Annotated in this window: 9 protein-coding genes; all 9 read right to left on the bottom strand. The window is 70.1% G+C overall.

The window, feature by feature from the left end:
• The coding region (locus ACXJKR_RS13965) for an arsenate reductase/protein-tyrosine-phosphatase family protein (protein ID WP_457323342.1) at window positions 1-180 on the bottom strand (180 nt) is incomplete at its 3' end.
• A complete protein-coding gene (locus tag ACXJKR_RS13960) occupies window positions 177-1,565 on the bottom strand; it encodes a TolC family protein (RefSeq protein WP_457323341.1) in 1,389 nt (462 codons plus the stop codon). The genes ACXJKR_RS13965 and ACXJKR_RS13960, both read right to left, overlap by 4 nt.
• A 172-nt stretch (window positions 1,566-1,737) precedes the next feature.
• Window positions 1,738-3,753, bottom strand: a complete 2,016-nt coding sequence (locus tag ACXJKR_RS13955) for an ATP-binding cassette domain-containing protein (RefSeq protein ID WP_457323340.1) — start codon at window positions 3,751-3,753, stop codon at window positions 1,738-1,740.
• 391 nt (window positions 3,754-4,144) lie between these two features.
• Window positions 4,145-5,734: a mucoidy inhibitor MuiA family protein gene (locus ACXJKR_RS13950; RefSeq protein ID WP_457323339.1), complete on the bottom strand. Its 1,590-nt coding sequence runs from the start codon at window positions 5,732-5,734 to the stop codon at window positions 4,145-4,147.
• A gap of 87 nt (window positions 5,735-5,821) precedes the next feature.
• Complete coding sequence (locus ACXJKR_RS13945; RefSeq protein ID WP_457323338.1) at window positions 5,822-6,877, bottom strand: adenosine deaminase; 1,056 nt, start codon at window positions 6,875-6,877, stop codon at window positions 5,822-5,824.
• Window positions 6,878-7,012: 135 nt separating this feature from the next.
• A complete protein-coding gene (locus tag ACXJKR_RS13940) occupies window positions 7,013-8,149 on the bottom strand; it encodes a BMP family ABC transporter substrate-binding protein (protein WP_457323337.1) in 1,137 nt (378 codons plus the stop codon).
• Between the two features lie 35 nt (window positions 8,150-8,184).
• On the bottom strand, window positions 8,185-9,105 hold the full coding sequence (locus ACXJKR_RS13935) for an ABC transporter permease (protein WP_457323336.1): 921 nt from the start codon (window positions 9,103-9,105) through the stop codon (window positions 8,185-8,187).
• 73 nt (window positions 9,106-9,178) lie between these two features.
• Complete coding sequence (locus ACXJKR_RS13930) at window positions 9,179-10,258, bottom strand: ABC transporter permease (RefSeq protein WP_457323335.1); 1,080 nt, start codon at window positions 10,256-10,258, stop codon at window positions 9,179-9,181.
• Window positions 10,245-11,044, bottom strand: an 800-nt coding sequence (locus ACXJKR_RS13925; RefSeq protein ID WP_457323334.1) for an ATP-binding cassette domain-containing protein, incomplete at its 5' end; no start/stop codon positions are given. The genes ACXJKR_RS13930 and ACXJKR_RS13925, both read right to left, overlap by 14 nt.

Genomic DNA, 11,044 nt, shown 5'->3' with positions numbered 1-11,044 from the left:
GACGAGGATGACGTCGGCCCACTCGAGGTCGGCAGCGCTGACCTGCTTGCGCGCGCTGGCGCTGGTGCCGGCCGAGCGCACGTGCAGGGCCGGGTGGCGGCGGAACACCTGCTCGGCCGTTGGGCTGCGCCACTGGTTGCGGCTGCAGATGAACAGGACCTTGAGCCTGTCTTGGCTCATGCCCCGCCGAGCGACTTGAACAGCGCCGCCTGCCTGACCCATTGCTGCAGCCGCAGGCGGATGCGTCCCTGCTCGGCGTCGAGCACGGCGCTGCGCGTCTGCAGCCAGTCGGCACGGGCCACGGCGCCTACCTCGTAGCGCAGCGCGGCCAGGCGCTCGTTCTCGGTCGCCTCGCGCAGCCGGCCTTCGTTGGCGGCAAGCTGCTGGGCCACGCGCTCGGCCTCGATGCGCTGGGTCTCGATGTCGGCCAGCGCGCGTTGCAGTGTGTCGCGCAGGGCGAGCGCGGCGGCATCGAGCTCTGTGCGGGCGCCGTCGCGCTGCAGGGCCAGGCGCTGCCAGTCGATCATCGGCACGATGAGGTTGGTGCCGAGAGACGCCAGCGGCTGCGACAACCAGTCTCGTGCATGGCTGCCGCCGGTGCTCAAGCCTGCGGAGAAGGACAGGCGCGGGTAGCGGTCGGCCTCGCTGACGCGCAGCCGCGCCAGGGACGCATCCACACCGAAGCGGGCCTTCTGCACATCCGGGCGGCGCGCGAGCACCTCGGCGGGCTCGGCCAGGCGCCAGCGTGGCGGCTCACCCGCCGGCAGCGCAGCCTCGGGCGAGGGGCCGGGCAGGGGCTCGTCGAGCAGCAACGCGAGGATCTGGCGCTGCAACTGCGCGTCGGCGGCGAGGTCGGCCAGGCGCGACTCGGCGGCCTGCAGGTTGACGGCGATCTTGTCGACCTCAATCGGCAGCAGCTTGCCTTCACGAACGCGGGATCGCGTCAGCTCCAGCGTCTCGCGGGTCAGCGCGAGCTGGGTCTCGGCCAGCGGCTTTTGTGCGCGGATGGCGGCGAGCGTCCAGTAGGCCTCGGCCACCTGGCTGCGGATGGACAGGCGGGCGGCGTCGATGTCGGTGCGGGTGGCCTCGGCATTGGCGCGCTGGGCGGCCGTGCTCTGGGTCAGGCGGTCCCACAGGTCGAGTTCGTAGCCGACGCCGACGGAGGCGCCATAGCTGCGGCTCCAGCCGGTCGAGGTCGTCACCGGGATCGTGACGCCGCCGACCTCGACGTTGCGCGTGCTGCTCTGCGTCTCGATCGGGCGGCTGGCATTGGCCGACAGGCTGGCGCTGGGCGTCCAGCGCAACGCGCTCTGCTCGGCCAGCAGTTGCGCTTGCTTCCAGCTCAGCGCGGCGCGGGCGATGTCACGGTTGGCTTCCAGTGCGCGGGCCTGCAGCGCGGCGAGCTGGGGGTCCAGCAGGCCGGCCCAGTCGGGCGCCGCGTCGCCGCTGCCCAGGCTCCAGGCCGTGGGCACCGGTACGTCAGGTGCCTTGGCCGCGGGGCCGAGCGCGCAGCCGGCAAGCAGCAGGGCGGCGGCCAGGACGATCAGGGTCTGTCTCGTTTTCATATCAGTTGTCCATTCGCCTCGCGTCGCATACGTCGTGAATCTGGCGGGACGAGCGACGGGCCGCTCCCTAGCCGCGGCCCGCTCCGGCGATGTGCTTGCGGCTTGATGCCGCAAGCATCGCCGTCCCCTCGGGGGACCGGCCAAGGTTCTCCTTGGACGAGGGGCTCCATTTCTACTCCCGTGCCAGCGCGTCGACCGGGCTGAGAGCCGCCGCACGGCGCGCGGGCAGCGTGCCAAACACCAGGCCTACGCCGCTGGACACCGCAAAGGCCACGCCGAGTGCCGCCCAGCTGATGACCACATGCAGATGCTGCTGGGCCGCGTTGACGGCCTGGGCCGCCAGCCAGCTCAGGCAGACACCCACAAGGCCGCCCAGGATGCACAGCACGACGGCCTCGATGAGGAACTGCAGCCGCACATCGCCCTGGCGCGCGCCAACGGCCATGCGGATGCCGATCTCGCGGGTGCGCTCGGACACTGACACCAGCATGATGTTCATGACGCCCACGCCGCCCACCAGCAGCGAGATGGCCGCGACGCCAGCGAACAGCGCCGCCATCGCGCTGGTCACGCTCTGGAACTTGCGGAACTCCTCTTCGCCGTTCCAGGTGCCGAAGTCCTCGCGGCCGTGCAGGGCCTTGAGGCGGTGGATGATCTGCTCGCGCACCTGCTGAGGCGGCACGGTCAGGTCCAGCAGCACGTCGAAGTTGTCGACATCGGCGCGGGCGTCCAGCTTGCGCGAGAAGGTGGTGTGCGGGATGTAGAGCTGGCCCAGCCAGCTGCCAAAGCTGAAGGCGCCGCCCTCGGGTGCGACGACGCCGACGACCGTGAAGGGCAGGGCGGCGGTGGGCGGTGGCGGCGCGCCTGGCTGCTGGGCGGCCTGGGCGTCAGGCGCCATGCCGGGGTTGACGAAGACGAGCTGGCCCAGTGGTGACTCGCCTTTCTTGAACAGCGCGTCGCGCGATTTTTCGTCGAGCACGATGACCTGGCTGCGGGTCTCGTAATCCATCGCGCTGAGATAGCGGCCCTGCACGAGCTTGAGCTTGCGCGCCTTCAGCGTGGCCGTGTCGCCACCGATGGCCTCCAGCATCGCGTCGCGCGACTGGTGGCGGGCGGTCAGCTGCATCTGGCGGTTCAGTGTGATGCTCTTGACGCCATTGAGCGCGCGCAGCGAGTCGATCTCGTGCGGCCGGAAGGGTTGGGGCACGGCGCCCGGCGGCAGGGCGGGGTTGCCGCGCCAGACGGGGATGCGTCMCGAGATCAGGCTGCTGAGGTCCGTCTCGATGGAGTCACGGGCGGCGGTGGTCAGCGCGACGATGCTGACGACGGAGGCGATGCCGATGCTGATGCCCAGCATGGACAGGGCCGTGCGCAGCCGGTTGCCCTTGAGCGCCAGCAGGGCCGTCGCGACGGCCTCGCGCCATTGCACCTGCAGGCGGCGCAGGCGGCCGCCTTCCTTCACGGGCGGCGCATCGCTGGGCAGTTCGGTGGGTGCGATGTGGCCGGCCGGCGTGCCGTTGTCGGCGACGACCTTGCCGTCCTTCAGCTCGATGACGCGCCGCGCATGAGCCGCCACGGCGGCGTCGTGGGTGACGAGGATGATGGTGTGGCCGCGCTGGTTCAGCTCTTCGAGCAGGCGCAGCATCTCGGCGCCGGAGGCCGAGTCCAGCGCGCCGGTGGGTTCGTCGGCCAGGATGATCTGGCCACCGTTCATCAGCGCCCGGGCGATGGACACGCGCTGCTGCTGGCCGCCCGAGAGTTCATTGGGCCGGTGGTGCAGGCGGTCGCCCAGGCCCAGCCGCTCCAGCAGCGCCCGCGCCCGCCCGCCGCGCGCACCGGTGCCGACGCCGGCATAGACGGCGGGCAGGGCGGCGTTGGCGCGCGCGTCCAGGTGGGGCAGCAGGTGGTAGCGCTGGAAGATGAAGCCGAAGCGTTCGCGGCGCAGGGCGGCGAGCTCGTCAGGGCCGAGGGTGCTGGCGTCCTTGCCGTCGATGACGAAGCTGCCGCTGGTGGGGTTGTCCAGGCAGCCCAGCACATTCATCAGCGTGCTCTTGCCCGAGCCCGACTGGCCCATGATGGCGACGAACTCGCCAGCCTCGATGTTGAGGCTGACGCCGTCGAGGGCGGGGACGTCGATTTCGCCGAGTTGATAGTGGCGGGCGACGTCTTTGAGTTCGATCAGAGGCATTGCGGGGCCTCCGGCTGCGGTGTGTTCTTGGCTAGGCCCATGCCGGGACGTCGCCCCGGCGGGCGACCTTCTTTTTGAGCGACCAAAAAGAAGGCAAAAAGTCGCCCCYGATCCGCCCGCCCCTYCGCTGCGCTGCGGGGTTYCCTGCGSTGCTCAGRCCTTGAGGGCCCGCGCAAAACTCGCGCCGCTACGCTSYGSTCAAACAGTTGCGCGGAGTCAGTTCTTGAAGTGCGCTGCGCGCACGCCCTCAAGGCCCTGCGCTGCTCGGCGGGCTCAGAGGGGGAGTGATGAACAGCCGGCGCCAGCCGGCTTGCGGGTTTGGCTGTCGTCCGCCGGGGCGAACTCCCGGCACGGCCCGTCGCGGCGAGCGAAAGTCGCCAACTCAACCCGCTCAACGCAACCCCGTCACCTGCGCCTCCTTCGGCGCGCTGATGACGTAGTCCGCCATGAACCGCTGGCTGGCTCCCGCCGCCAGAGGCTGCTCCCACATCACCAGCCCTGCCTGCTTGCGCCACGCCTGAGTCGTCGGCGCCGGGCTGAATTGAGACTGCACCTTGATGTCCTCGTGTTGCGACACGGGCGCGGCCTCGATGAGCTGCAGGGTCACCGTGCCCGCCGTGTGGCGGTTCTCGACGACGTAGGCGCGGCCATAGCGGTGCTCTGCTCGCGTGCTGATGAAGCCGGTGTTGCCGGCATTGCGCTGCTCGGGCTCAACCAGCACGCGCAGCGCGTCGTCGCGGCCGAAGGGCAGCTCCAGGCGCTCGTCGCCGCTGGCGATATTGAACAGGGTGCTGCCCACCAGCGCGCCGTCGCGCACCAGTTGCACGGCGCCGCGTGGCCAGGCGCCGGCGGGTTTGGCGGCGTCGGCCACGAGATAGGCGGCAGCCTCGCTTTGCGGCTGCACGCGGGCCAGCACCTTGGCCTGCAGCTTCTCGCTGCCGAGCGTCAGGCTGGCGCGCTGCGTGCCGCTGTCGACGGTGACGCGCAGCGGCAGCGCGAACTCGGTCGCGTAGCTGCCCTCGAACACCCCGAGGTCGAAGCGCTCCAGCTTGCCTGCCGCCTCTTCGGCGGCGGTCCGGCTGACGAGGTTGGCCCGTTGGCCTGTCACGACCACCGAATCGGCAACTGACATCGCGGGTGCCGGCACGCGGGCGGTCGCCAGGTCGAGCTGCCAGGGCCGGGGAGAGCCGGGCCCGACCTTCTGAGCCACCTGCGCCGTTGTCAGCCGCAGCTTCACGTTCTTCCAGTCCTCGCCGCTTTGCTGCGACACCTGGGCCAGGCGCTCCAGGTTCAGCGCGCCCGAGGTGGTGTCCAGCAGTGCGCGGTAGCTCGGCGCCCAGCCGGCCTGCGTCACCCGGTAGTTCAGCTTCAGCTCGGCCTCGCGCGCGGTCGACAGCCGCAGGCGCAGGCTGCGCCATTGCGGGTTGGCGGCGGCCACGCCGTCTCGCTCGGACTTGAGCGGGGCGAGCTGCTTGTCCAGGTCTTCCAACTGGCGGCGGATGGCGGCCTGGCGCAGCAGGCCCTCCAACGCAGTCTTGCGGATCGTGTCTGCCGTCGCGCCGATGCCTGTGGCCGGTGTGGCCCGCGCCTCGCCAGCGCCCAGGGCCTTGAGGTAGCCGAGGCCGGTGTCCAGTGCGCTTGACTCGGCGGTCAGCGTGTCACGCTGGCCCTCCAGCTTGCGGACCTGCTCGTCCAGCGGGCTTTGCGCGCACTCGGGCACGCGCTCGCGCGGCAGCGTCTCCAGTTGCACCGGCCCGAGGTTGACGCTGGCGGGCGCGTCGATCTGCAGCGAGTCAGGGTCGAAGCGGGCCGACAGGCAGTTCAGCACCAGCTCGCGCGCGCCGGCCGCGACGGTGGCCAGCCGCGTGACCTGGGCGCCGCCCGGGTAGACGAGGACTTCGTCGATGTGTGATGCCGGTGCGGCTGCCAGTACGCTGCCAGCCCCCAGGGCGGTGGCCAGGCTGAAAACGGTCGATTTCATGTTGTTGCTCCCCAGGCGAAGGCGCCCACGCGGCGCGGAAGTTACCACCTGGTGAGTCAGGCCGCGGCGAACCGCAGTGGGCGGCTCCTAGACCACCGCCCGCGCGAACTCGGCGTTCAGCGCCGCCACCCAGGGGGCGCGGGCCGGCGGTGGCAGGAAGCTCGCTTCGAGGCTGTTGCGCAGCAGCTGATAAGCCTCGCGCGCGCCCCATTGAGGCAGAGCGTCGAACAGCGCCGACAGGTTCTTGTTGAGGTAGCCGCCGAAGTAGGCCGGATCGTCGGAGTTGATGGTCACGGCCAGGCCGGCGGCCAGCAGTTGGGGCAGCGGGTGCATGGCCAGGTCGGGCACGACGCAGAGCTTGACGTTGGACAGCGGGCAGACCGTCAGCGGCATGCGCTCAAGCGCAAGGCGGTGCATCAGCGCCGGGCTCTCTATGGCCCGCACGCCGTGGTCGATGCGCTCCACGCGCAGCAGGTCCAGGGCCTCTTCGATGTAGGTCGGTGGCCCCTCCTCGCCGGCATGGGCCACGCGGTGCAGGCCCAGTTCTGCGCAGCGCACGAACACGCGCGTGAACTTGCTGGGTGGGTTGCCGCGCTCCGAGCTGTCCAGCCCGACGCCGATGAAATGCGCGCGGTAGGGCAGGGCTTGTTCCAGCGTGGCGAAGGCGTCGGCCTCGCTCAGGTGGCGCAGGAAGCACAGGATGAGCGCGGCGCTGACGCCCAGCTTTTCGCGCGCATCGGTGCAGGCGCGCGACAGGCCCTGGATGACCGTGCCCATGGGCACGCCGCGCGCGGTGTGCGTCTGCGGATCGAAGAACAGCTCGGCATGGACGACGTGGTCGCGGGCCGCCTTCTCGAAGTAGGCCCAGGCCATGTCGTAGAAGTCCTGCTCGTGCAGCAGCACGCTGGCCCCGGCGTAGTAGATGTCCAGGAAGCTCTGCAGGTCGGTGAAGGCATAGGCCGCGCGCAGCGCCTCCACGCTGGCATAAGGCAGCGCCACGCCATTGCGCGCCGCCAGCGCAAAGATCAGCTCGGGCTCCAGCGAGCCCTCGATGTGGATGTGCAGCTCGGCCTTGGGGGCGCGAGCCAGCAGCCCGGGGAGGGCCGAGCGGGGGATTCGGTCGAAGTCGATTTCAGTACTCATGGCCGTAGTGTCTTTGTGGGCCGAGCGCCGGGCCGTTCCCAAGCCGGCCCGTCTGGCGATGTGCTTGCGGCTCAATGCCGCAAGCATCGCCGTCCCCTCGGGGGACCGGCCAAGGTACTCCTTGGCCGAGGGGCTTCATTTCGCGCCAGGGACTTTGCCTTCGACACCTTTGACGAAGAACTTGATGCCGCCCAGGAAGGCATCATCAGCGACGGCATCCTTGGCCAGCACTTCCTTGCCGGTGTTGTCGACCAGCGGGCCCTTCCAGATCGAGAAGCTGCCGTCCTTGAGGCCGGCCTTGACCTGCTCGACCTTGGCCTTGGCCTCGGCCGGCACGTCGTCGGCGAGGGAGACGATGTCGATGGCGCCTTCCTTCACGCCCCACCAGGCCTTGCCGGTGGCCCACTTGCCGTCCAGCGCGTCGCGCGTGGCCTTGATGTAGTACGGCGCCCAGTTGATGACGGCCGAAGCCAGGTGGGCCTTGGGGCCGTAGGCCTTCATGTCGGAGTCCCAGCCGAAGGCGCGCTTGCCCTTTTCCTCGGCGGTCTTGAGCACCGCGGCGGAGTCGGTGTTCTGCATCAGCACGTCGGCGCCGCCGTTGATCAGCGCGGTGGCGGCCTCGGTTTCCTTCGGCGGGTCGAACCACTCGTTGACCCAGACCACCTTGGTCTTGATCTTGGGGTTCACGCTCTGCGCGCCCAGCGTGAAGCTGTTGATGTTGCGGATGACCTCGGGGATGGGGATGGAGCCGACCACGCCGAGGGTGTTGGTCTTGGTCATGGACCCGGCGATGACGCCGGCCAGGTAGGCGCCCTCGTAGGTGCGGCTGTCGTAGGTGCGCAGGTTCTCGGCCGTCTTGTAGCCGGTGGCGTGCTCGAACTTCACGTCCTTGTGCTCGGCCGCGACCTTGAGCATGGGCTCCATGTAGCCGAAGGTGGTGCCGAACACCAGCTTGTTGCCCTGGCCCACCAGGTCGTTGAAGACGCGTTCGGCGTCGGCCGCTTCGGGCACTTTCTCGACGAAGCTGGTGGCGATCTTGTCGCCGAACTCCTTCTCCAGCGCCTTGCGGGCGTTGTCGTGGGCAAACGTCCAGCCGCCGTCACCCACCGGGCCGACGTAGGCGAAGGCGATCTTCAGCGGCTCGGGTTTGGCGGCGGCGGCGGACGCGGGCGTCGCGGCGGCGGGGGGCTCTTCCTTCTTGGAGCAGCCCGCGAGTGCGGCGGCGGCCAGTGCGGCAAGCGCGAAGGTCCGGCGGGTGGCAAGGGATGTCATGCGTTTCTCCTGGGTGAGCGGTTGAGACAAGGAATTCAATGGCCGGGTTTGAAAGGCTTGCCAAGCGACGCCGGCATGTTGGCCTTGATCCAGGCCGGGTTGCGCGAGATCAGCACCAGCACGGCGATGGTGGCGAGGTAGGGCAGCATGCTCAGCCAGTGGCTGGAGATGGCGATGCCTTCGCTCTGCAGGTGGAACTGCAGCATCGTCACACCGCCGAACAGGTAGGCGCCCAGCAGCACGCGGGCCGGCCGCCAGGTGGCGAAGGTGGTCAGCGCCAGTGCGATCCAGCCCTTGCCGGCCACCATGCCCTCCACCCACAGCGGCGTGTAGATGAGGGACAGGTAGGCGCCGGCCAGGCCGCACAGCGCGCCGCCGGCGGCCACGGCGGCGAGGCGGATGCGCCGCACCGGGTAGCCCAGCGCATGGGCCGACTCGGGCGACTCGCCCACCGCGCGCAGCACCAGCCCCGCCCGCGTGCGGTACAGGAAGAAGTGCAGCGCCACCGCCAGCGCCATGGCCAGGTAGACGACCGGGTGGTGCTCGAACAGCGCCTTGCCCAGCACCGGCAAATCGGCCAGGCCGGGTAGGGCCCAGTGCGTGCGCTCGGCCAGCCGTTGCTGCGTGTACTCGATGCCGACGAAGGCCGAGAAGCCGGCGCCGAAAAGGCTCAGCGCCAGGCCGGTGGCGTATTGGTTGGTGTTGAGCCAGATCACCAGCAGCCCGAAGAACAGCGACAGCACGACGCCCGCCGCCATGCCGGCGATGAAGCCCAGCAGATCGGAGCCGCTGTGTACCGCGGTGGCAAAGCCGGCGATGGCCGCCACCAGCATCAGCCCCTCGGTGCCCAGGTTGACGATGCCGGCCCGCTCATTGATCAGCAGGCCCAGGCCGGCGATGGCCAGCACGGTGCCGGCGCTCAGCGTGGCGGCAATGAGCAAGGCAATCTCGTTCATTGATGCACCCTTCGGCCTTCGGCCTGTCCCGCCAAGCGGGAGCGAGCTTGCTTGGGGCGGCCCGGCGCGGCGCTCATGCCGTCGCCCTCGCCTTGACCGCCGCCACCCAGCGCATGCGGTACTGCAAGCCGTGGTCGCAGGCCAGCAGCGTGAATAGCAATACGCCCTGGAAGACACTGGTCAGCGCCTTGGGCAGGCCCATGCGGCTCTGAGCCAGCTCGCCGCCGATGTAGAACATGCTCATCAGCACCGACGAGAAGACGATGCCCACAGGATGCAGCCGGCCGACGAAGGCCACGATGATGGCCGCGAAGCCATAGCCCACCGGCACATAGGGCGTCAGCTGCCCCAGCGGCCCGGCCACCTCGAAGGCGCCCGCCAGCCCCGCCATGCCGCCCGACAGCAGCAGCGCCGTCCACAGCGCGCTGCGCGACGAGAAGCCGGCATAGCGCGCGGCGGCCGGGGCGATGCCGCCGACCGTCAACGCATAGCCGCGATAGGTGCGGAACTGGAACACCGCGAAGGCCGCCACGGCCAGCAGCGCGATGACCACGCCCGCGTTCATGCGCAACCCGTTCACCAGGCGCGGCAGCCGCGTCGAGGCCGCGAACAGCACGGTCTGCGGGAAGTTGTAGCCATCCGGGTCCTTCCAGGGCCCGTAGACCAGGTAGTTCAGCAGCAGCGTGGCCACATAGACCAGCATCAGGCTGACCAGGATCTCGTTGGTGTTGAAGCGGTCGCGCAGCAGCGCCACGACGCCGGCCCACAACATGCCGCCCGCGACACCGCCCAGCAGCACCGGCACGACGAACCAGGCGGAGGTGCCGGGCCCGGCCTGCATGGCCACCCAGCCGGCGCCCAGAGCGCCAAGCACGAACTGGCCCTCGGCGCCGATGTTCCAGATGTTGGCGCGAAAGCACACCGCCAGGCCCAGCGCGATCAGTGCCAGCGGCACGGCCTTGACGCTGAGTTCCGACAGTGCCCGGCCATTCTTCAGCGGCTCGACGAAGAACAGCCGCAACGCCTGCAGCGGGTCCTTGCCCAGGGCCGTGAACAGCAGCACGCCGATGGCCACCGTGAGCGCCAGCGCCAGCAGCGGCGCGGCCACGGCCAGCAGCATGGAGGTTTGCGTGCGCGGCTCAAGCCTGAGCATGGACGAGCTCCTCTGCAGTCGCGGGCCACAGCCCCGACATCCATTCGCCGACCTGCTCGCGCGTGGCCTGGGGCGTGGGCACCGAGGGCGACAGCCGGCCGTCGGCGATGACGTGCAGCCGGTCGCAGATCTCGAACAACTCGTCCAGCTCCTCGCTGAACACCAGCAGCGCGCAGCCCTGGTTGCGCAGCCGCAGCAGCTCGCCGCGTATCTGCGCGGCGGCGCCCACGTCCACGCCCCAGGTCGGCTGGGCAATGATCAGCAGCTTCGGGCTCGCGTCGATCTCGCGGCCGACGATGAACTTCTGCAGGTTGCCGCCCGACAGCGTACGGGCCGTCGCGTCGGGGCCCGAGGCCTTGACGCGGAAGTTGTCGATCAGCCTGGCCGCCAGCCGGCGCGCCTGGGCGATGCGTATCCAGCCACCCCGGCCCACCGCCTCGGTGCGCGTCAGCAGCGTGTTCATGGCCAGCGACAGCGTCGGTACCGCGCCGCGGCCCAGGCGCTCCTCTGGCACGAAGTGCAGCCCGGCGGCGCGGCGCCGGCCCGGCGTGGCGCGGGCGATGTCCTGGTCGAAGAGCTGGATGGTCCCTGCCGCCGCGCGCGGGTCCTCGCCCGACAGCGCCGCGAGCAACTCCTGCTGGCCGTTGCCCGACACRCCSGCMACGCCGACGATCTCGCCGGCGCAGACGTCGAAGGCAATGTCCTTGAGCGTGACGCCGAAAGGGTCGAGCTGCTCAAGGCCAAGTTCAGCCACGCGCAGCACGTGTGCGCCGCGCTGGCCTTCGC

Source organism: Roseateles sp. P5_E11, from assembly GCF_054049355.1.
This window is presented reverse-complemented; position numbering and strand designations above follow the sequence as displayed.